16 protein-coding genes and 1 other RNA gene are annotated in these 23939 nt (G+C 43.9%); 15 read left to right on the forward strand and 2 right to left on the reverse strand.

What is annotated here, in order from left to right; all coding sequences use genetic code 11:
* Positions 1–114 precede the first annotated feature (114 nt).
* From rnr to NSS94_RS01015, 7 genes are all read left to right on the forward strand, one after another.
* Positions 115–2730, forward strand: a complete 2616-nt coding sequence (gene rnr / locus NSS94_RS00985) for a ribonuclease R (protein WP_340884001.1) — start codon at positions 115–117, stop codon at positions 2728–2730.
* 283 nt (positions 2731–3013) lie between these two features.
* Entirely contained in the window at positions 3014–3493 is a 480-nt protein-coding gene (smpB, locus tag NSS94_RS00990) for an SsrA-binding protein SmpB (protein ID WP_013308270.1), read from the forward strand.
* A gap of 250 nt (positions 3494–3743) precedes the next feature.
* Positions 3744–4108, forward strand: a transfer-messenger RNA (tmRNA) gene (ssrA, locus tag NSS94_RS00995).
* 292 nt (positions 4109–4400) lie between these two features.
* Positions 4401–6488: a carboxypeptidase regulatory-like domain-containing protein gene (locus NSS94_RS01000; protein WP_208332763.1), complete on the forward strand. Its 2088-nt coding sequence runs from the start codon at positions 4401–4403 to the stop codon at positions 6486–6488.
* Between the two features lie 345 nt (positions 6489–6833).
* The gene (locus NSS94_RS01005) at positions 6834–7061 is read left to right on the forward strand and encodes a DUF896 domain-containing protein (protein ID WP_340884002.1); all 228 of its coding nucleotides are present in this window, start codon (positions 6834–6836) and stop codon (positions 7059–7061) included.
* Between the two features lie 66 nt (positions 7062–7127).
* Positions 7128–7526, forward strand: coding sequence for a DoxX family protein (locus tag NSS94_RS01010; protein WP_340884004.1), 399 nt, complete (start codon positions 7128–7130; stop codon positions 7524–7526).
* Between the two features lie 73 nt (positions 7527–7599).
* Complete coding sequence (locus NSS94_RS01015; RefSeq protein ID WP_341038310.1) at positions 7600–8550, forward strand: ring-cleaving dioxygenase; 951 nt, start codon at positions 7600–7602, stop codon at positions 8548–8550.
* 118 nt (positions 8551–8668) lie between these two features.
* Here the strand turns inward: NSS94_RS01015 and NSS94_RS01020 are convergent, their stop codons facing one another.
* Positions 8669–9820, reverse strand: coding sequence for a glycosyltransferase (locus NSS94_RS01020; RefSeq protein ID WP_341038312.1), 1152 nt, complete (start codon positions 9818–9820; stop codon positions 8669–8671).
* A gap of 353 nt (positions 9821–10173) precedes the next feature.
* On the opposite strand from NSS94_RS01020, the gene NSS94_RS01025 reads away from it, so the two are divergent.
* From NSS94_RS01025 to NSS94_RS01060, 8 genes are all read left to right on the forward strand, one after another.
* A complete protein-coding gene (locus NSS94_RS01025) occupies positions 10174–10896 on the forward strand; it encodes a GntR family transcriptional regulator (protein WP_341038314.1) in 723 nt (240 codons plus the stop codon).
* Positions 10897–11190: 294 nt separating this feature from the next.
* Positions 11191–13575 (forward strand): phosphoketolase family protein, encoded by a 2385-nt coding sequence (locus NSS94_RS01030; protein WP_241113452.1) that lies wholly within the window; start codon positions 11191–11193, stop codon positions 13573–13575.
* Between the two features lie 273 nt (positions 13576–13848).
* Positions 13849–14691 carry an aldo/keto reductase gene (locus NSS94_RS01035; protein ID WP_341038316.1) on the forward strand — a complete coding sequence of 281 codons (843 nt, stop codon included), beginning with the start codon at positions 13849–13851 and terminating at the stop codon, positions 14689–14691.
* A gap of 184 nt (positions 14692–14875) precedes the next feature.
* On the forward strand, positions 14876–15496 hold the full coding sequence (locus NSS94_RS01040; RefSeq protein WP_341038317.1) for a PspA/IM30 family protein: 621 nt from the start codon (positions 14876–14878) through the stop codon (positions 15494–15496).
* A gap of 27 nt (positions 15497–15523) precedes the next feature.
* A complete protein-coding gene (locus tag NSS94_RS01045) occupies positions 15524–16558 on the forward strand; it encodes a TFIIB-type zinc ribbon-containing protein (protein WP_341038319.1) in 1035 nt (344 codons plus the stop codon).
* Complete coding sequence (locus tag NSS94_RS01050) at positions 16555–17349, forward strand: TPM domain-containing protein (RefSeq protein ID WP_341038320.1); 795 nt, start codon at positions 16555–16557, stop codon at positions 17347–17349. Before NSS94_RS01045 ends, NSS94_RS01050 begins: the two co-directional genes overlap by 4 nt.
* A gap of 44 nt (positions 17350–17393) precedes the next feature.
* Entirely contained in the window at positions 17394–18386 is a 993-nt protein-coding gene (locus NSS94_RS01055; protein ID WP_341038322.1) for an SPFH domain-containing protein, read from the forward strand.
* 223 nt (positions 18387–18609) lie between these two features.
* A complete protein-coding gene (locus NSS94_RS01060; RefSeq protein WP_341038324.1) occupies positions 18610–22359 on the forward strand; it encodes an alpha-L-arabinofuranosidase C-terminal domain-containing protein in 3750 nt (1249 codons plus the stop codon).
* Between the two features lie 100 nt (positions 22360–22459).
* Here the strand turns inward: NSS94_RS01060 and NSS94_RS01065 are convergent, their stop codons facing one another.
* Positions 22460–23857 carry a phytase gene (locus tag NSS94_RS01065; RefSeq protein WP_341038326.1) on the reverse strand — a complete coding sequence of 466 codons (1398 nt, stop codon included), beginning with the start codon at positions 23855–23857 and terminating at the stop codon, positions 22460–22462.
* Positions 23858–23939 lie beyond the last annotated feature (82 nt).

Here is a 23939-nt window from a genome sequence, read left to right on the forward strand (position 1 = left end):
TAAATTCGTGTATACTAGGGTATGAGTATATTAAGAGCCTTGTATCAGGAACAAGGAACAAGGACATGCGGATTTATTACTGAAAATTAAAGGTCACCCGAGGTGGACAATATTATGATAACAGAGCAACAACTACTCGATTTTATGCGCGAGACCGCATACAAACCCATGACTTACCAGGAGCTGGAGCAGCACTTTGAAATTAAGGATGCGGAAGATTTCCGTGAATTTCTTAAGCTTTTGAATGCCTTGGAGGAAGAGGGAAAAATTCTGCTGACCCGCACAAACCGTTATGGCGTGCCGGAACGGATGGATTTGCAGCGTGGGCGTTTGCAGGCTCATGCCAAGGGATTTGCTTTTTTGATTCCAGAGGACCGGGAGCACCCGGATGTATATATTCATGCCAATGATTTAAAGAGTGCGATGAATGGAGATACGGTACTGGTAAGAGTGTCCTCGAAGGGACCTGCGGGCGGTCGATTAGAAGGTGAAGTTGTACGGATCGTGAAGCGCGCAGTGCTTCAAGTAGTAGGCGTGTTTCAGAGCCACGAAGCATACGGTTTTGTTTTGCCGGATGATAAGCGCATTAACCGGGATATTTTCATTCCAAAGGATAGCTTCAACGGAGCTGTGAACGGGCAAAAGGTCGTTGTGCGCATTGTGAGCTATCCAGAAGGACGAGCTGCGGCGGAAGGCGAAGTGTTGGAGGTTTTGGGTCATAAGGATGATCCAGGCGTTGACATTTTGTCCGTTATTCGCAAGCATCAGCTTCCGGAAGCTTTTCCAGATGAAGTGACAGAGGAAGCCGAGAATGCTCCCGACGCGATTACGGAAGAAGAGATTGTACGTCAGGGGCGGCGCGATCTGCGTGATAAGATCATTGTTACCATTGATGGTGAGGATGCCAAAGACCTGGATGATGCTGTAAATGTAGAGCGCTTGCCGAACGGAAATTACCGTCTGGGCGTTCATATTGCCGACGTAGGGTATTATGTGCGTGAGAACTCCAAGCTGGATCAGGAGGCATATAACCGCGGTTGTAGCGTGTATTTGGTTGACCGTGTCATTCCTATGCTTCCACATCGACTTTCAAACGGAATATGTTCTTTGAATCCACAGGTGGATCGACTGACTTTATCCTGTGAGATGGAATTCAATGAGCATATGAAGGTTGTAAAGCATGATATTTTCACCAGTGTAATTAAAACGAAGGAACGGATGACGTACACTAACGTTCGCAAAATCCTCGAAGAGGAAGATGCTGAACTGATGGAACGGTACAAGGATCTGGTTGATGTATTCGGCACGATGAAGGAATTGGCATTGAAGCTGCGTGCTAATCGAATGCGCCGAGGTGCAGTTGATTTTGATTTTGATGAAGCCAAAGTGATTGTTGATGATGAAGGTAAAGCTGTCGATATTGTGAAGAGGGATCGTACGATAGCTGAACAAATTATTGAAGAGTTTATGTTGGCGGCCAATGAAACGGTAGCTGAACATTTCCATTGGCTCAAAGTACCTTTCTTGTACCGGATTCATGAGGACCCAGATCCAGAGAAGCTGCAAAACTTTATGGCTTTCGCAGCTAATTTTGGGCATCAGATCAAAGGTAGAGGGAATTCCATTCATCCGCGTGCACTGCAAACGTTGCTGGAAGACATTCAGGGTACGAAGGAGCAAACCGTGCTTAGCACGATGATGCTGCGTTCGATGAAGCAGGCAAAGTATGATGCGGAGTCGACAGGTCATTTTGGACTAGCAGCGGAATATTACTCTCATTTTACATCGCCGATTCGTCGTTACCCTGACTTGGTGATTCACCGTGTCATTCGTGAGGTATTGGAGAATGGCGGGGCTTTAACAGCCGAACGTCAGGAATATTTGACTGCACGTATGCCTGATATTGCGCAGCAATCTTCCGAGCGTGAGCGTGTAGCTGTGGATGCAGAGCGTGATACAGAGCAGATGAAAAAGGCTGAGTACATGCTGGATAAGGTCGGCGAGGAATTCGAGGGAATCATCAGCAGTGTAACCAGCTTCGGAATGTTCATAGAGCTCGACAATACAGTGGAGGGTCTGACGCGACTGAGTGCGCTTACGGACGACTATTATCATTTTGACGAGCAGCATATGGCGTTGATCGGCGAACGCACCTCCAAGGTGTTCCGCATTGGAGATGAGGTTAAGGTTCGGGTCGCGCGTGTAAATATGGAAGATTACACAATTGACTTTGAACTTGTCGATATGAAGCAACGGCAACGCCGTGAACGGACTGGCGGTACAGGACAGGGCGGAGGCTTTGCGCGTGGCGAGAGCCGTGGTAAAGGCAAAGGCCGAGAAGGGCGTGACCGCAAGGGCGGCAAGGATAAGACTGGCAAAGAGGGTAAAGGCAGTCGTGATGTTACCGGGAAGCCAAAAGAGGCTGGCGCAGGTAACGGAGGCATTAGCACCGCAGGCCGTTCAGGGCGCGGCGGTGGGAACGGGGCAGGAGCTGGTTCAGCTAGCAGCTTCGGCTTTGGCAGTGGCAAGGGCGGGTATAACTCGCCAGCATCCGGGGCAAGCAAGCGACGGAAGAAGACGTCTGCCAGCGGTATTTTCATCGGCGGAGCAGCTACACCAGGAAGTGATGCCAGACCAAACGGTGAAGGCGCAGCACGACGCAAACGGAAGAATAAGGGCGGAAGTGGCGGCAATAGCACCGCTGGCTTTGTGCGGAAAAAGAAGAAGTAGGTGGCTATACTTGCTTGCTAGAAGGCAGGAGTCTTCTTTCGTGGCAGGGGATGAAACTAATCATGCGACTTAGGTATAAAGGCGGTTTCTGTCTGCAGTAACGGATAGAAGCCGCCTTGTTTTAAGTGTGATGTTAGTGTTAGTTAGAAATGTAGAAGGCTTGACCCTTCTTGCTTTTACCATCTGAAATTTGTTACAATATATTTCTAGGTGGCTCTTTGTAGCCAGATTTTGATGCCTGGATTTCAAGAGTGAATTACGTTATTCATAAGGAGTGGTATTCATGGGTAAGAAGGCAGACGGGAAAGTGCTCGCCCAGAACAAAAAAGCTTCCCATGACTATTTTATTGAGGACACCTACGAGGCGGGCATGGTATTAACGGGAACGGAAATTAAGTCTCTGCGAAATGGTCGTTCCAATATAAGTGATGCATTTGCTACGATCCGTAATGGCGAAATTCATATTCACAATATGCATATCAGTCCTTTTGAGCAAGGTAATCGTAATAATCCTACCGATCCGACGCGTACGCGTAAGCTGCTGTTGCATAAAGAGCAGATTCGCAAGCTTATCGGTCTGTCCAAACAGGAAGGTTACACGATTGTTCCGTTAAAGATTTATGTTCGCAATGGTTATGCCAAGCTTTTGCTCGGACTGGGTAGAGGTAAAAAGCAGTATGATAAACGTGATGCTGCCGCTAAACGCGATGCACAACGTGATATCCAACGCGCTTTGCGCGAGAAGCAGAAAATTGCGAGATAAGTTATTGTATTATTAGTTATGGTACAAATTACGTGGAGAAGTTACTTGTTCCTCTAATGGTGCTATTTTATAAGGCTTCGATGGCTTCATTTCGTTTCGTAATGGCCTGTAATATGGTATACTAACGAAGTAGTCAGTTTTAAAGCTTTTAACTTTGTTCGAGTGTTGAATCTTAGGATTCAGCTTTTGGTATTATGCATGCTTATGCTCCGGTATTTCCGGATTTATCCGTGGAGCCCTTTTATAATAAGGGGGCGTTTATGGATTCGACGGGGATAGTTCGAGCATGGGTAGCGGGTAGTGGGGACGCGTCCGCTTCATCAACGCTAAAGCCTATTAAACGGCAAACAACAAAACAACTACGCTTTCGCAGCCTAAGAAACTGTGTGCGTGCTTCTACTCTGCATCGCCCATGTGACAGGGATAGGGGCTAACAAATAGTGGGATACGCTGTCTCATCTCCGCCTGCGGTGAGCTGAAGAAGATAATCAGGCTGACCCAACGTATAGCCGGTTACGGGGCGATACTCGGGTGACATCAAAACTGTGACTACACCCGTAGAAGCTTATGTGTCGTTATCTTCGGACAGGGGTTCGACTCCCCTCGCCTCCATACGTAGTATCAGTAACGGACACCATTCGGTGTCCGTTTTTTCTCGTGGACTCGAAAAGGGAGGACCACTTCGGCTCGATGGCTTCTATTTTCTCTGCCATCGAATACGATAGATTCAGATATAAGGTGATATAGCTAGGACGACAAAATATTTTGACAGAGTATTTATCGTGTGGGAATATTGGGGTATCTGATTTTGTAGTGAAGAGGTGTTGCCATTACCGACTAAGTAGTAGTAACCGTTAAATTAATTCATAACTGAGTTGCACAATCTACTAAAAGGGGTCTGAAAGAGATGTCTAACCTGTTTGAAAAATTTAGATTGATAACCATGGTACTTTTAATGTTATTTATGATGACTTCTAATAACTCAGGTTTTGTCTATGCTTCGTCCAACGAAATATCTGCATCTAATCCTTCACATCAGTTCATTAATGTTGCAGCTGACTCCCTCAGGTCATATGCAGTTAAATCAGACGGAACTGTATGGGGTTGGGGATCAGGGTTGAACGAAAGAGGCGAGTTGGTTGGTTACCCTAACTTTGTTGAAATTCCAGTGAAGATTCCAAATGTGAGTGAAATAACGAAAGTTGTTGGTGGGATGAATAGTTTTCAGCTTGCCTTGAAATCAGACGGAACTGTATGGTCCTGGGGATATAACAGCGAAGGTCAGCTAGGCGACGGAACAAATACTTACAGATCGAAACCTGTAATGATACATAATCTACATGATGTAATTTCTATATCAGCTGGAAGTCATCATTCACTGGCTTTAAAATCAGATGGAACAGTATGGACTTGGGGCTATAACGCATATGGAATTTTGGGGGATGGATCTTATGTTGATCAATATACTCCAGTTCAAGTGAAAAATTTGTCAAATGTCATTTCTATCACAGGTAGTTATGAAAAATCAAAAGCTGTCAAATCAGATGGGACTGTGTGGGAGTGGGGATACTTAGTTAATGGTTCAAATTATCAGACCACACCAACACAAATTTTAGGAATAGAAAATGTAAAAGCACTCGCTAATATTTCTACATTAGCTACACTGGCACTTAAAGCGGATGGGACTGTCTGGGTTTGGGATGACTATAGATCAACTCCTACACAAGTTGAAAATCTAGATAACATTGTAGCTATATCAAATGGAATGGCATTGAAGTCAGATGGGAAAGTTGTATTAATTAAAGAAGACATATTCACTAATCAAATTGAAGTGACTCCAGTTGAATTAACAGATGTCACTCAAATATCTAAAACATACGCCCAATACCCCGGTCATCAACTAGCAATAAAAAAAGATGGATCGGTCTGGGCTTGGGGCGGCAACGATTATGGACAGTTAGGTGATGGTACACTTGATGATAAGCTCATACCAGTTGAGGTGAATTTCCCTGGTGATGAACTTGTCCACAGTGTTACAGGTTCCGTATACGGTATTGAGGGTATGCCAGTGGAGTATGCTACCGTAACAGCTAGCACGTATAACCAATCTTGGACGGTGACTACGGATGTGTATGGGAAATACACACTATTACTTCCTTCAGAAATTTATACATTAAGCGTTTATGCAGATGGCTATGTAGATAATTCAAAATCAAATGTAAGTGTGACTTCAAGTGCGTATGATACATTTGATTTTAACTTGGTGGGGTATGGTGGATTTGTTAAATTAGTATTTAAAGATACTGATGGCAAAGCATTAATAAATCCAATGATATCTATAAAAAGAATGGATAATAGCACCGTCTACTCAGGAGTAATTTATGGGAAAGACGAATGGGTTTATCCTTTAGGTGTTGGGACATATAACGTTACAATTGGTGAAGTCACTCGTCTTGTTGATGTTGAACTAAATAAATTATACATTTTTGACCCAATGAACTCTAAAGCTGGAAGTGTAATAAAAGGTAAGGTGAGTGGAGTTGATGGCTATCCAGTGGAGCAAGCTACGGTAATTGCTAGTACGTACAATCAATTATGGACAGCTACGACCGATGTATATGGGGAATATACTCTCTCGGTTCCTTCCGGAAAATATACGTTGAATGCCTTTGCCAATGGGTATATTAAAAGTTCCAAATCAGATGTGAGTGTTACTTCTAGTGTTTATGAAACAGCTGATTTTAACCTGGTTGGCTACGGTGGATTTGTTAAATTCGTATTCAAAGATGCTGAGGGTAAACCCTTGTCAAATCCATATCTGTCCATAAGAAGAGCAGACAATACCTTTACCTACTCGGGAATCGTCTATGGAAAAGATGAGTGGATATATCCACTAAGTGTTGGAGAATATGATATCACGATTGGTGAAGTTACTCGACGCATTAATGTAAAGCTTAATGAACTATTAATACTTAATCCAGCTGACCCAAATTAAGCCGGTTACGGGGCGATACTCGGGTGACATCAAAACTGTGACTACACCCGTAGAAGCTTATGTGTCGTTATCTTCGGACAGGGGTTCGACTCCCCTCGCCTCCATTTGAGTAAGACAAGAAAGCCATCAGCCAGTGATTCTGGTTGGTGGCTTTTTATTGTGGCTCTAGCAATTGAGTTGAAGAGGTTTTACACAACTTGTAGCTTAAAGGTGTCTCTAAGTGTTCTGGCTGCTTTTCTTTTCGAAAAACTGTTGACACGGATAGAAAAGTATTATATCTTTATATCAAGATAAATAAATTAAAGACAAAAACAATCATAAAATTTTGAATAGGGGGGTATATACATGATTACAATTTTAGAAAGAATTAATCAGCTCGCAAAAAAAGCAAAAGAAATCGGGTTAACTGAAATCGAAAAAATGGAACAAACCGATCTTCGCAAAGAATACCTTCAAATCTTTCGGGGCTCTGTACAAAGCATTCTCTTGAATGCTACGATCTATGATCCGAATGGAGATGATGTTACTCCTGAAAAACTTAGAAAAGAACAGGCTCGAGTCACTAAGCAATAGATTTAATTTTATTTAATATCTCTAATTTAATAATCTTAAAATAATATAATATGGAGAGTGATTCTTATGTTGGCAAGTGGATTGTTATTGATACGTTTGGTGGTTGGATTGTTATTGGTGGGGCATGGAGCGCAAAAGCTTTTTGGGTGGTTTGGCGGCTATGGTCCAAAGGGTACGGGCGGTTGGATGGAATCGATTGGCATTAAGCCCGGAGTATTCATGGCAGTGGCTGCTGGGTTGATGGAATTGTTGGGAGGAGCTCTATTTGCTGTAGGATTGCTCACTCCACTGGCTGTATTGTTGATTACGGCGACTATGCTCGGAGCAATTTTCAAAGTACATGGCCAAAACGGGATCTGGGCAACGGCTAATGGCTATGAATATCCGCTAGTTCTTATTGCAGTTGTAATCGGTATTGCGTTGACAGGAGCAGGTTCATATTCCATTGATGCAATACTTAGATAAAACATGATGTTAGGTCATTAAAAGTCATCAATAACAAAAAATAAAGGTTCCTACGATTAAAGGAGGGTTTCATATGTCGCTTCAAACTACAGGTATCCATCATATTACAGCTTTCGCCGGTAATCCGCAGGAAAACTTCGACTTCTATGCCGGCGTCCTGGGACTTCGGTTAGTGAAGAAAACAATCAACTTCGATGCTCCTGAGGTTTACCACTTGTACTTTGGTAACGGTGCAGGAAGTCCTGGAACGATCATTACATTTTTTCCTGCACCAGGAACCCCCAAAGGACGAATCGGAGGCGGCCAGGTGGGCATAACCTCGTATGTAGTACCCCCAGGTTCACTTGATTTTTGGCAGCATCGTTTGCAAAGCTTTGATATTCAAGTTACGAAAACGAGCCGTTTTTCTGAACAATATCTTCAATTTGAGGATAATGAGGGCTTACGTCTTGAGCTTGTTGAACGTGAAGAGGGAGCGAATAGTACTTGGTCTTACGGTGGCATTTCAGCCGATAAAGCAATTGAGGGGTTTGGAGGTGCCGTGCTATTTAGTGTCAATCCACAGAGAACGATGGATGCATTGAAGAGCATACTCGGATTTACGAAAATCGCTGAAGACGCCGAATATGCGCGTTATCAGTCCGTAGGAGAAATCGGCAACATCGTGGATGTCCCACTCGCCAAAATAGGTCTAGGCTTTGGTGGAGCAGGCACGGTACATCACATTGCATGGCGTGCAAAAGACTTCGAACAACATGAAGAATGGAGAAGCGCAGTCCAGCATTATGGCTATCAGCCGACTCCAATCATAGACCGCCAATATTTTAATGCTATATATTTCAGAGAAGCGGGCGGCATCCTATTTGAAATTGCTACAGATCCACCGGGATTTGCTAACGATGAACCTGCTGAATCTATGGGGCAGAAATTAATGCTGCCAGAGTGGTATGAACCGCAGCGGGCTCAAATTGAGGCGAATCTGCATCCTATTAAAGTGAGAACATTAACGGAAAAACAAAAGTAAGTAAAAGTTGCATACGACTCTTCCATAAGATAGCTTGCCGAGTTTGGCCTGCGCTCAGATGGAGGAGTCTTTTTATTACGGGAAAAATTCATGTGTCTCGTGCTCTTCCGGCCTCTTGCTATTCCACCAGCTTTTCAGACTTCACCAGCATTTCTCGTAATACGTGAGCGACTCGACTTTTCCGGTTTGCTGCTTTCCTTTTTATTAAGTGTAATGATTTTTTGTATGCATGAGTATGGCTTTGATCGTAGAACTGTTTGGCTGCAATGTGTAGTGTTCTTCTTAATAACAGTGCTGATGAGCGTGTTAACCTAGAGCGGAATCCCCTGCGCAATACCCGCAATGTATTTTTGTAGGTCTCAAAATCCTCGGATGGAGGGATAAGGGCAAATAAATTTAACGAGGAGTCATGGAATCCGTAGGTTTCATACATGATTCTCAGATTTTCCGTATTTAACACGTTACCTCTAAGATAGGTTGGATGTTCCTGATGATATCCGACCACCTCTTTGATGCAATAAAAAGGAATCTTCAAGCGATGTAGTCTATAGCCAAGGTCCCAGTCCTCGAGTCCATAGAGCACAAACCGTTCATTGAAACCTCCAATACGAATCAAGTGACTGCGTCTGATGGCTACACAACGAGTAACCAGCAGCATCCAGGGGGCTACGTCCGTTGAGGCAAATTGTTTCTGCGTATTCGGAGGAACCCTTGTGGGACTAACTACTTTAGACAGTGCACCCGTTTGGTGAAGGATATCTTCTGGGGTTATGATCGGAGTAATTTCGTTTGCTGCTTCATAGTCAGCATTCCATAAGTTGGACTGCGTAAGTATGTTGCGACATTGTTCTTTTTCTTCAGGGGAAAAGTCAGGGTAATAATGGGTAAAAGCATCGTCCCACGAGTGAGGAATGCCTGAAAGCACGGACTTGGGATATTTACGGTGATAACGGCTCACGATCCTAATAAATTCCGGTAATACTACAAAGTCAGCGTCGCAGAAGATGATGTATAGCCCTTTTGCACGGCGCAGTCCCAAATTTCGAACGGCAGATCGACCGCGTTGTTCCGGGTGTGACACATAGATAAGAGGATAGGATGCTTTGAAGCCTTCGACCATTTCTTTCGTTCCGTCTGTAGAACCGTCATCAGCTACAATGACTTCAAATAGTTGCTTTGGATAGGTTTGTGTCTCAAATGAAGCGAGTGTAAGCAACAATTGCTGGACTCGATTATAGGTTGGAATGATGACGCTGTAGCGGATTGCCAATGTGATCCCCCCCCACCTTTCTTATTAGAAAACGTTTGAACAAGATAAATAATAACAATGTATTCAAGGATTTTAGCCTGGTCTAGTCAAACATCCCTCAAGGTTCGAAACAGGCTTGGTCTTATTGCAGAAGTTAAGGTGGGGTGGGCTGTATTTTCTGCTGTTTTGCAGGTGCGATCAGTGGTGTTATGTATGTGTAATCATGGTATTATGCATAGAGATGTAAAGTAAAAGCGAGGGCGCTTCCCATCCGTTGAAAGCCCCCCTTAGCATACAGAAACAAACAAGAGATGAAATGGGCAAGTTATGGTAAACTATATGGAGTTATAGAAGACCTGAAAGAGGAGTACTATATGACACAATTTGTCTATAAGCAAATTATTGACGATCTCAAGATGAAAATCTTTGCTGGAAAGTTTGCAGATATGAGATTGCCAGATGAACGTAGTCTTAGTGAGACTTACCAGGTTAGTCGTAGTTCAATTAAACGTGCTCTGACTAAAATGGAGAATGTCGGAATTATTTTTAAAAAACAAGGTTCCGGGACATTTATTAATCCATTATACATAAGAAATGAATCTATCTTTAACTACGAAGGCTCTAATCTAGGAGTCACTGATAATTTTCAAATGCATGGTAAAAAGCCAAAAATCAAAGTACTGAGTTTTGAGGTCATTCCGCCAACAGAAGAATTACAGCGCGATTTGTTCTTGGAGACTCATGATTTTGTATACAAAATTGTCCGCTTACGTTTGTTTGATGATGATCCTTTTATGATTGAAACGGGCTATATCCCCATTAAAATTGTCCAAAATTTAAATCAGACCATTATCGAGGGGTCCATTTTTAATTATTTGGAAGACTCACGGAACTTGGCCGTCACCAAATCTTTTTTATCTATTTTTGCAGAACCGTCCCAAGAGAATGATCAAAAGCTGCTAAATTTAAATGAAAATGAGCCTGTAGGTATTATGGAAGGTGTGTTCTTTTTAGATAACGGTACGCCATTTGAGTTTTCTCATATGCGATTTCATTACAAATATTTAAAATTTAATACCTTTGTATCGGTTCACTAATGATAAGACTGGAGAATTCTCCGGTCTTTTTTTTATAATTTTGAGAAAAGGATTGGAGCCTGCGATTGCAACGTTTATTACAAATTTTATTGGTTTATACTTCTATATATTTTAATGTAAGAGCTTTTTTACTGTCTTTTTAATTTATATTTCATAGTATGTTCAAAATTTCACAAAATTGGACCGTATCACTTGTGAAAAAGGTTGAATTTAATCGGCGCGGCGTTATGATGTACATGTAGATGAAATTTCCGGAAATAAATTACAAACAATACTACTTAGGGAGTGGACACCATGTCATTATCACCCGTGTTAGCAGATTATTCATCTAAAACATATTTAGAAAAACTTGATGCATATTGGCGTGCAACGAACTACATTTCGGTAGGTCAGCTTTATTTAAAAGATAATCCTTTGTTGAGAGAGCCTTTAAAAGATTCAGATGTGAAGGTTAAGCCTATTGGACACTGGGGCACAATTCCAGGACAAAACTTTATTTATGCACATCTAAATCGTGTTATTAATAAATATGATTTGAACATGCTTTACATTGAGGGCCCTGGTCACGGCGGTCAGGTTATGGTTTCAAATTCATATCTGGATGGAAGTTACACCGAAATCTATCCGCAAATTACGCAAGATATCCCAGGTATGAAGAAATTGTTCAAACAATTCTCTTTCCCTGGCGGTATTGCTTCACATGCTGCTCCTGAAACACCTGGATCTATCCATGAAGGTGGAGAATTAGGCTACTCCCTTTCTCATGGTGTAGGTGCCATTCTGGATAATCCTGATCTGATTTCGGCTGTTGTTATTGGTGATGGCGAAGCTGAAACGGGTCCACTAGCCGCTTCGTGGTTCTCTAACAGATTTATCAACCCGATCACGGATGGTGCAGTGCTGCCAATCTTGCACTTGAATGGCTTTAAGATTAGTAACCCAACGATTATGTCTCGTCAATCGAAAGAAGAATTGACCTCATACTTTAAAGGTTTGGGCTGGGAGCCATTCTTTGTTGAAGGTGAAAATCCGGATCACATGCATCCAGAAATGGCGAAAGTATTGGATACGGCCATCGAGAAAATTGAAGCTATTCAAAAGAATGCGCGTGAAAATAATGATCTTACTCGTCCAGCGTGGCCGATGATTGTATTCCGTTCACCTAAAGGCTGGACGGGTCCAAAGGAATGGGACAACGTGCCGAATACAAATTCATTCCGTGCCCATCAGGTTCCAATTCCGGTTGATCAAAAAAATATGCAGCACGCACCTGCTTTGTTAGAATGGTTGAATAGCTACAGACCAGAGGAATTGTTCGACGAAAACGGTCGTTTAAACTCTGAGCTTGCTGAAATTCTGCCTACAGGCGATAAACGTATGGGAATGAACCCTGTTGCGAATGCGGGTAACCTCATTAAAGACTTGAAGTTACCGGATTTCCGTAACTATGCGCTGGATAATTCCGTACCTGGTAAAGTGATTGCGCAAGATATGTCGGTTTTAGGGAAATACGTTAAAGATGTGGTTGTCTTAAATGAAGAAAATCGTAATTTCAGAATCTTCGGACCGGATGAAACAATGTCTAATCGCTTGGCTCCTGTTTTTGAAGTAACCAAACGCCAATGGATGGACCAAATTATTGAACCTAATGATGAATTTTTGTCGTCCTATGGCCGCGTAATTGACTCCCAATTATCCGAACACCAGGCTGAAGGATTGCTGGAAGGTTATGTGTTAACTGGTCGTCATGGTTTCTTTGCAAGTTACGAAGCTTTCCTGCGTGTGGTTGACTCAATGATCACCCAACACTTTAAGTGGCTGCGTAAAGCAACGGATCAAGGATGGCGTGCAGATATCCCATCATTGAATGTCGTAGCAACTTCAACGGTGTTCCAACAGGATCATAATGGGTATACACACCAAGATCCAGGTTTGTTGGGTCATTTGGCTGATAAAAAACCGGAATTTATTCGGGAGTATCTGCCAGCGGATGCCAATTCCTTGTTGGCTGTTTTCGACACCATTTTAAACGACCGTCAAAAGATCAATTTGATTGTTTCGTCCAAACACCCACGTCCACAATGGTTTACTGCTGATGAAGCGAAGGAATTGGTGGATAAAGGGTTGAAGATCATTGACTGGGCAAGTACAGATCAAGGTGGAGAACCTGATCTTGTCATTGCTTCTGCTGGTACAGAGCCAACGATTGAAAGTTTAGCTGCGATTTCCATTTTGCATGAAAAACTGCCTGAATTGAAGATTCGGTACATCAACGTGGTAGATTTGCTGAAACTGAGAAGTCAAAAACTAGACCCGCGTGGATTATCTGACGCCGAGTTTGATCACTTTTTCACAAAGGATAAACCAGTAGTTTTCGCTTTCCATGGTTACGAAGGTCTGATCAAAGATCTGTTCTTTGATCGTCACAATCATAACTTGCATGTACATGGTTACCGTGAGAACGGCGATATTACGACACCATTTGATATGCGTGTATTGAATCAAATGGATCGTTTTGACTTAGTGAAGGAAGCTGTTCTCAACTTACCTGACGCTGGGAAGTACACCAACATTGTGGATGAAATGGATGCTACGGTTAAGAAACATCATCAATTCATTCGCGAAGAGGGCATTGACTTGCCAGAGGTAGAGAACTGGGTATGGAAAGGCTTGAAATAAAAATTAAGACGCTTCAACTTTGTGTTGGACAACCAAGCAATTCAGCATGAAGTGGAATATATGATTTGGTAGCGGTATACGAGTGCCTGACTCCTTGAATTCAAGTATGATTTCAACGGGGATCAGGCACTTTTTGATGTAGCATACAGAGAATTTAATAGGAAAGTCACGAACTGGTGGGTAATAAGTATAGGAGGAACCGAGTCATTTGCTGTATTTTTCTGAGCATTAAAGGTGTTGCGGTATAAGAGAATAGTAAAGGAGGCTGTTAATATGAACCAACAAATTCCGGAGAAGGTATTGAATGATGGGACTAAAGTGCCCGTCATTGGATTTGGGACTGCTGGATTGAAGGGTGCAGACGGAGTGAGGGCAATTACCAGCGCGATTGATGCAGGTTACCGTCTGATCGACACAGCGTTCAACTATGAAAATGAGGGTGCTGTCGGGAAAGCGGTCCAGCAGAGCTCTGTGCCCAGAGAAGAATTGTTGATTTGCTCCAAACTACCAGGTCGCCGACATGCTTACCAAGAAGCCATTGTAACGATCGAAGAGTCATTATATAGAGGAGGTCTGGACTATTATGATCTGTACCTAATCCATTGGCCGAATCCCCAAATTGATCGATATGTTGAAGCCTGGCAGGCGTTAATTGAGGCGAAGAAAAGGGGCTATATCCGTTCCATTGGGGTGTGCAATTTCTTGCCCGAGCATAATGAACGTTTAATTCGGGAAACAGGTGTCACGCCGAGCTTAAATCAAGTTGAATTGCACCCATTATTTAATCAGGAACATCAGCGTGCAAAAGATGCTGAACAGGGCATCGTGACGGAATCGTGGAGCCCCTTGGGTCGTGGTCACAGTATGCTGGAGAATGAAGAGATTGGGAAAATTGCTGCTGCTCATGGTAAAACGAATACACAAGCGATTTTACGTTGGCATATCCAACTTGGAGCAATCCCGATCCCGAAGGCCTCTTCTTTGAAACACCAAACGGAGAATTTGGATATTTTTGATTTTGAGTTGTCTCCAGAGGAAATGAACATGATTTCGGCATTTAGCAGTGAGGATGGACGGATCTGGGGGCAGGACCCCAAGTCCTATGAAGAACTATAATCAGGAACAATAAAATAAAGGGGTTCAAAAATCTGTCGCGGGTTTTTGGACCCTTTGCTTTTATCATAAAACGAACACACATCCGAAAGTGATCAGTGGGTCAGTATATAGAGCTATAATGAACATTTTTTACCGGATTTGATGTATGATATGGTGGGATGTAGTCCTTTCGAAGGAGGTCATCATGGGAATTTTGTCGAGGTTTAGGGATATTATGAAAGTGAATGTTAACGCCTTAATGGATAAGGTGGGAGATCCAGAGAAAACCATTGATGATTATATGCGGAATTTGAACAGTGATCTAGGCAAGGTGAAAGCGGAGACGGTATCGGTATTGGCTGATGAGAGAAGGGCCAAAAGAGCACTGGATGAATGCAAAGCCGAGATCGAAAAGCTCCAGCATTATGCCAGTAAGTCTGTGGAAGCTGGTAATGAAGAGGAAGCTCGAAAGTTTCTGGAGAGAAAAGGTTTGCAGGCGGAGAAATTGGAACAATTACAAACCCCCTATGATGTAGCTTCGACAAACGCCGTAAATATGAAGAAAATGCAGGAGAAGTTGGTGTCCGATATGGGGCAACTAGAAGCGCGGCACGCTGAACTTAAAGGGAAGATGGCGGTTGCCAAAGCACAGCAAACCTTGAATTCTATAGGTAGCAAGAATTCTGCTTTTGAGGTTATGGAAGAGCAGGTGAACAGAGCGTATGATGAGGCGATGGCTATAGCTGAGCTTCGGGCAGGAACGAAGGACGACCTGGATGCTTTATTTGCACAATACAAGAAGAGTACGAATACAGAAGATGAATAACAAGTATCTACATGAAGAGGTGAGCAGATGCCGGTTATCGAATACAAATGCCCCAACTGCGGCAGCGGTATGGTCTTTGACAGTGAGACAGGGAGGTTATCCTGTCATAGTTGCGGAAGAGAGGACAATATCGAATCTATTCCTGATCCTCTGATAAATCGTATTTTTTCAGAAGATGAGGCTCATGAGTATCATTGTAATAACTGCGGAGCGGTGATTATGACCGAAGTGGAGACGAGTGCAACGGTGTGCAGCTTTTGTGGTTCTGCCGTGGTTCTCGGGGATCGACTGACTGGGAAGCTGGCTCCAGCGCAGGTTATTCCTTTTTCAATCAGTAAGGAAGAAGCCATAGCTGCTTTCAAAAAATGGTGCAAGAATGGCCGTCTGACGCCGAATCGGTTCATGATAGCAGACCGAATCAAGGGAATAACCGGGATGTATGTGCCTTTCTGGTTATATGAATTACATAATAAAATTGAGGTTCAAGGTGAAGGTACCCAAGTGCGAACCTATACGAGTGGAGACTACGAATATACGGAAACGAAGCATTTTGATGTATATCGGAAAATCCGTTTGAATTATGTAAAGGTTCCGATTGATGCTGCGGAGAAAATGAACGACGAGTTGATGGATAAATTGGAGCCATTTCCATACGATCAGCTAAAACCCTTTAAAACGCCATATCTAGCAGGTTATATTGCGGAGAAGTACAGTTATAACGAAGAAGAGCTTTTCCCGCGAGTTAAAGAAAAAGTGAAGGAATATATTGATGCTTATATTCATTCTACGGTGTCAGAGTATACGGCCGTGAGTTATACGGAAAAGCAAGTTGATACTACATTAAAACAAGCGGATTATGTCCTGCTCCCGGTGTGGGTCATACACTATGACTATAATCAATTGGAGCATACGTTTGCTATGAACGGACAGACGGGCAAGGTAGTCGGTAAGCCTCCGATTAGCAAGTTCAAGGTGACGGCTTGGTTTGCAGGCATTTTCGGCATGACTCTCTTTTCATTAAGGTTAATCACTTGGTTGATGATGGGAGGAGAATTCTATTGAAAAGACATAGAGCCATTGTAGCCGTTTTGTTGTTCTTTGCTGTTTTTCTGGCGCTTCCTATGGAAATGAAGGGCGAACCAGCAACGACAGAAATGAAGCCATTGATTTATGACGAAGCGGGTTTGCTCAATCAGGAAGAGTATGATGTGTTGAACACGATGGCTAATCAATACGGGGCTGAAAGAGAAACGGACATTATTATTTATACAACCCCCAATCCCGACAATATGGATGTTATGAAAATGACGCAGGACTTTTATGATGACCATGGCCCAGGGTATGACAGAGCTCATGGGAACGCGGTTATTTTAACGATGGATATGAGAAATAGAGAGGTATACTTAGCTGGATTTTATAAGGCAGAACGGTATCTGGATGATGACAGGCTTACTAAAATACGCCATGAGATTAGCCCGGATCTGACGAACGGCAACTATGGGCTGGCATTTCAAAAGTATATTCTAGGCGCGCACAAATATTTGGCGATCCGTCCAGGGGTGAACCCAGACAGTATATTTTTTAAAGGCTGGCTTCATTTGGCGATTGCACTGGGATTGGCGGCGATGATCGTGGGCAAGATGGTTTCCAATTCTGGCGGTCGGGTTACGGTAAATCGACAGACCTACGAGGATGCGAACGCTTCAGGAGTTCTGGAGCATCGAGATCAGTATCTTCACACAACGACAACGAAACGGAAGATTGAAAAGAGCAGCAGTAGCAGTAGCTCAGGCGGTGGTGGCGGAACTACCAGCGGCGGTCATTCGCATAGCGGCAGCAGAGGATCATTTTAACTGAGGATTTTGCAAAAATCCTAAACGGAAAGGATGGATACAGTATGGGATTCTTCAGAAATCAATTTGCAAATGTTGTAGAGTGGGAAGAATTTAGAGATGATATGATTTTCTGGAAGTGGAGTAATCGTGAAATTAAAAAAGGAAGTAAGTTAATTATCCGCTCCGGTCAAGACGCGATTTTTGTAAATAACGGCAAAATAGAGGGTATTTTTGAGAATGAAGGGTCATATAACATGGACTCTGACATTATTCCATTTCTATCCACCTTAAAAGGGTTTAAATTTGGTTTTAACAGTGGTATGAGGGTAGAGGTCTTATTCGTTAATACGAAGGAGTTTACTGTCAAATGGGGGACGCAGAATCCGGTGCTGATCCCGACTCCCCAGCTGCCAGGCGGTATGCCGATCCGTGCCAATGGCACATTTAATTTTAAAGTGAACGATTATGTTACGCTCATCGATAAGATTGCCGGAGTGAAGGACAGTTATCTCGTTGAGGATGTGAAAATACGGATTACTTCGGTGTTGGATCAGTTATTGATGAAGTGGATCAGCAGAGAAGGAAAGGACATGTTCAATCTGCAGGCGAATGCTTCTGACATTTCAAAAGGTATTCAAGAAGATCTGGATATGCAAGTGATGGACAATGGTATGACGATTACTGGCTTTCATGTGATGAGCTTCAATTATCCTCAAGAAATCCAAGATATGATTACGAAGACCGCTTCACATGAAATGATCGGTAATCTGCAAAAGTACCAACAAGTGACGATGACGGACGGGATTGCATCGGGTAATGTAAAAGGCGGCGGTGCAGCTTCGGATATGGCGAGTATGATGATGGGGATGAATATAGCAAATGAAATGATGAAAAATTTAAACCCGAACCCAAAGCCTTCGGCTGAGACTCAGCCTACACCTGCTGATCCCCCTTCATCTGGAGACGGGAATAAGCCCAATTTTTGTCCGAATTGCGGTACAAAAAACGAAGGAGCTAACTTCTGTCCGAATTGTGGACAAAAATTGAACGGATAACATAGCTACGGCCAAGCTTCTTTACAAGTCAAAAGGCAGTTATCGCAGAGTATCTTCTGTGATAGCTGCTTTTTTATGTAGTTCGTTCAAGTATTTTCTTTATAAATCTGATTTATTGGATTGAAAAAGGTACTCAGGATAAGGTACTATAGCTGTATAGTATGTATTTATATTAACTAATTAGTTATTACATTAATAAATTATAGGTATAGGAGCAACGAAGATGACCAAATTCCAAGATCAAATCATTGCGCGTTACAAGTTTGATGATGCAGAGAACGTCGGCAAAGATAGCTCAGGGCAAGGTAACGATGGGGTTGCTTCAGGCACAGTAACACCCACAATTTCCCATGCTACCGGTAGAGCGGCATTGACGCTTGAGGGAGGCCCCAACGGTACCTCGTATATCCAGCTTCCTTCCGATCTATTCAAAGATGTAAGCGATAACACCGGTGTGACGGTTACTGCTTGGGTCAACTTCGGCAGATTCACAGATATGTGGGAACGTGTTTTTGATTTTGGTAAAGCCCATACAGGGCCATATATGTTCATGACACGGAATCTGCGCGGAACCCTTTTCACCGAGGCGGATTTGTCCGTAGACCCGGGAAGAGGTTTTGTCAGGGATGAGTGGATGCACATAGCCTTGTCCGTAATCGGTACAGAAGGCGGCACATTAAGCAGTGCGGGTCCGGTGGTATATGTCAATGGTGAGGTGGTAGCGGACGGTTCCATCAGTCAAACTTCCAGCGGTAACTATGCCAAGCTGCGTAAATGGTTCGAAACGTTTACAGACTCGTCCAACTACAGCAACAATTTTATTGGTCGCTCTCAGCATGCGGCGGATGTAGACTTTGCCGGCTCCGTTTCAGACTTTCGAATTTATAAAGCAGGCTTGTCGGCAGATGAAGTCATTGAGGTCATGTGCGATTCGTTGACAGATGAAGAGATCGTGAAGCTTGCCAGAGATAAATATTTGTCCTTTCCGACGACGATTGTGACCAAGGACTTATCTCTGCCAACCGTTCTGATGGGTGGAAGAGTAGAAGTGACCTGGAAATCCAGCCAACCTGGTATACTCTCTGACAATGGTCAGGTGCAGGCGATTACCTCCGCACAAGGGGTTACCGTCACAGCTTTATTGACGAAGGGCCTAAGCCAGATTGAAGAAAGCTTTGAAGTATCCGTTCTTCCTGAACAGCTGCCTCCGTACACGCTGACCATTCATGGAAATAAGGAAGTGCTGGATGTCAGCGAAGTGATGTACGGCTTGTTCTATGAAGATATCAATAACGCAGCAGATGGCGGGATATATGCGGAACTCGTTCAGAATCGCTCTTTTGAATCTTTCGAGTTTGATACGTATTCCCATGCTTCCGGTGAATGCGGCTGCTCTACAGGACGGAACCGCAACCCGTTGTTCGCCTGGTCTGGTGATACGGACAAGATGACTCCACGACATAGCGGTGGATTAAATGAGTTTTTAGGCGCAAAAGACAAAGAAGTGAACTCTTATTATGTGATGGTAGCGGATGGTGCAACGATTCGGAACAAGGGCTTTTCCGACTCTAACCAGAATTGCGCCATGTCCATTCAAGAGGGTGCCAAGTATGAGTTTACCATCTGGGCGAAGGCTGATTCAGCGGGCACAATCACACTGCAGCTGCAAGATTCGAATGAAAAGGCCATTAGTGATTCGGTTACGATACAGGTGGAAGGCGGCAACACGTGGAAGAAGTATGGCATTGATTCCAAGCTTGTGCTGACAGGCTCAGCTACGGTTCTCGGGCAGCTGGCGCTTACATTTGAAGGGGACATTTCGGTTGATATGGTTTCTTTATTCCCACAAGATGTATGGGGCGCAGGAGAGGAAGCGCAATCCCCATCGGCACATGCTAACTTCCAGGGAAATCCTAACTACCGACTGAGAAAAGATCTGGTGAACGCACTGGTTGGCATGCATCCGAAGTTTTTGCGGTTTCCAGGTGGTTGTATTTCCGAGGGTTCATTTATATGGGAAAACGTTTACGATTGGAAGGAATCGATTGGGGATATCGAGCTGCGTAAGGAAAACTTTAATGTATGGGGCTATATGATGACCATGGGTCTTGGTTATATGGAATATTTCCAGTTGGCAGAAGACCTGAATGCAGCTCCGCTTCCGGTTATGGCCTGCGGCGTGCTCTGCCAAGCCCGCTCGGATTATGCTCATCCCGCTGGAGGCGCATTAAGAGAATACTATATTAAGAACTTTACGGATCTGATCGACTTTGCGATCAGTGTGGATTTTGAACATAATGAATGGGCTGCTATGCGTAAAAAAATGGGCCATGAAGCACCGTTCGATCTGCGTTATTTGGGTGTGGGTAACGAGAACTGGGGCACAGAGTTCTTTGCCAACTTTGAAGTGTTCAAGACATCGATTGATGAGTACATGGAGAAAAACTATCCGGGTTATGAGCTGCATATCATCTCTACGGTTGGCGCTCAAGCGGACGACGATGCCTATCAGCAGGGCTGGAAGTTCCTGAGCGGTAATATGAAGGGCTCGGCTAAGGTTGCTTTTGCTGATGGTAACCAGGTGACGGAAGAGACTGTTACCTGGTATGAGAAGCAAAAGGATTATATGGACACCATTGCAGACGAGCACTACTATCGTTCTAACGAGTACCTGCTGAATAACGTGGACCGCTATAACTACTACTACAGAGCTTATAACGCGGACGGTAGTATCAATTGGAAAGCGACATCAAAGGTTTTTGTCGGGGAGTACGCCTCAACCGATAAAAATACATTGGCAGGCGCTGTAGCAGAGGCAGCGGTGATGACGGGCTTCGAAAATAATGCCGATGTCGTTCGGTTGGCTGCCTATGCACCGCTGTTTAACAAGGTGCTGACAGATGGAACCTACAGATGGACGCCAGACTGCATCTGGTTCGATGACGAAACAGTGTGGTTTACGCCGAACTACTATGTACAGCAAATGTATGCTAAATATTTGGGAAATAAAGTATTGCGCACTTCTTTCTCTACTTACAAAAGTGGCAAGCCGACGGATCTCATTCCTCAGGGTGGCATTGAAATCGCGACAGGCAACGCCGAAGTTATGATTAAGCGTGTGACCGTTAGTTCCAATCAGGATGGCAGTGTGCTGCTGGATCAAGATTTTACCCAGGAATTGAATTCAGCATGGCAAGTCATTCCCGGTTCCGTGGGCTCTACAGTGGAGGAAGGCAAGGGGCTTGTCCTCAAAGCTCAGGATAGCGGTCTGAATGGTCTATACATCTTGAACGATAGCTGGAGCAATTACAAGGTAGAGGTGGTCGCTTCCCGCATTTCCGGCACGGACGGTTTTTATGTGGGTGCGGGTCTCACGGATATTTCTGCGGAGAAAAAGAACGTCGTCGAATACGCGATCGGCTATGGCGGCAAGGCTACCGGCGTGAAGGTTTACAAGCAAGGCATAGAAGGCTACACATTGGGTGACTACTCTTCGAGTACAGCGGCAGGTAACTTGAGAGCAGCTAGCTATGAAGAGTTGGCTGACAACACGGACTACACCATAACAGTGAACTACGGCGGTGAAACGGGCAGTAATCTGATTTGCTCATACACCGACGGCGAGACAACCAGCAAGGTGCTGGACTACAAGCTGGAGGCTTACAACAGAGACGTGTTCAACTCGGTAACCCAAGATGCTGAGCATGTATATGTGAAGCTGGTGAACGCCGACAACGTGGATAAGGCAACACAGCTGAATCTACAAGATTTGAGTGTTGAGTCCATCGCTAAGCTGATTACACTAACCGGCGATTCCTCGCTTGTTCATGTACCTAACGTGAACAAGAAGAATGATGAGAAGGTAGTGCCTACCGAACAGCAGATCACGCTTCAGACGGATTCTGTTCTCTTAGACTTACCAGCCAACTCGGTAAATGTGTTGGTGCTGGATCTTAAACCTTTTTCCGCTTAAAAACAAAAAGGGGTGTCCCAAGTAGCCGTTTTATGGCTTTTGGAACACCTCTTTTTTTATGAATAGAGTCGGAATGTTGAGTTGATTTCCCCGACAGGCATTACTGCGTGCTTCTGTTTACCAGTTCACGTGGGTTAATGCCATCGTCTATCGTTAGCGGGGTAGGGGCACCCGTAGCGATTCGCTCCCAAGGTACCATTTTAAAATTCTGATTTAACTTTTTGCCGTTTTGAAGATTTTCGTCATCTTGTGCAACGAAGATACCATGCGGGAAATTCTTGCCTAATCCGTAGCCAAGAACATCAATACCGTCTGTGACAGACGTACCGTCGACGGTAGGGCTTGCGCTGATCGTAAAGTTGCTTATATATGCATTGTCGCCTTGTCGTTCATAAATCGCATAGCTACTGTTTCCTTGGCTGGAGGCCATGAGATACCCTTTGCCATCTTTACCGTAATACAATGTAAGTCCCTCTATGTCATCGTGAAGTCTGCGCCCATCTGCAATATCCACACGTCGCAGCGGCTCGGATGAACCGTCTGGCTCGGCACTATACTTCCAAATGGCGTGATCCTCTTCAGCGATGTAGATCGTACCATATTCATCATCAGCAACCATGCCTTCGGATTGCGTATTCAGCTTGAACTGGCGGACAAGCTTACCTGCAATTTTGCCGCTTCCGTCATCAGTCAGCTCATATTGCTCAAATTCACCCTCTTTGCCCAACACGAGCGCGTAAAATTTATCTGTCTTGAGGCTATGGTATAGGCTGAATCCGTATACTTCTTTCATAGATGCTTTAATGGGTTTGCCAACCACGTTGGTCAGCTTTCCTGATGCACCGTCAATGGCAAAGATATCGATCGTGTTGTTGGTTCGATTGGTTGCCCCTGCAATATCCATTTTTTTGCCGCCCAATGTGAAACCGTAACGAAGATCCACGTTATTCATTTTTCCGACCTTCATGTTTTGCAGTTGCTTGCCTTCCAGATCATAAACTAAAATCCCGCCGCCTTTATTGGTTGCTAAAATTCTACTTTTCTCCGGATCGACGGGGTTGAGCCAGATTGCAGGGTCGTCGGCTGCGTCTTCTCCATCCTCCACGGCTTCGGTTTCGGCAGAAGGGATCACTTTATAGGTGGGAACTGCGTCCTTAGGATCTGCATATTTGCTATTCTCCGCTTCAAGCGCTGTAAGGAGTTTTGTAGGAAGATATACAGTTCCATTCATCATCTTAATTTCCTGGTCTGCTTTTCCGGTTAGTCCAGCTAGACGATATTCCTTCTCACCAACTGTAAAGGTTCCGACAATGCCATTTTTCAGTTTGACCAAAACAGACTGGTCATCACTGTCCCATGTAATGGTCGCCCCCATTTTATCTGCCTGTGTTCGTAGGGGTGCATACCCGGACGGCTGAATGTTTGCCGCATGGGTCAGTTCTGGTGATATCAGAACCCCCGTTAACATGGCTAATAATGCGAGTTTAGTTGACTTCATATGTATGCCCCTTTTCTGAAGTGCAAATGATATAACCGACTCAGTATAAAGCGAGAATATCAAAAGGATACAATGAAAATGT

Source organism: Paenibacillus sp. FSL L8-0644 (assembly GCF_038008165.1).
In the GTDB taxonomy this organism is placed as follows: domain Bacteria; phylum Bacillota; class Bacilli; order Paenibacillales; family Paenibacillaceae; genus Paenibacillus; species Paenibacillus polymyxa_D.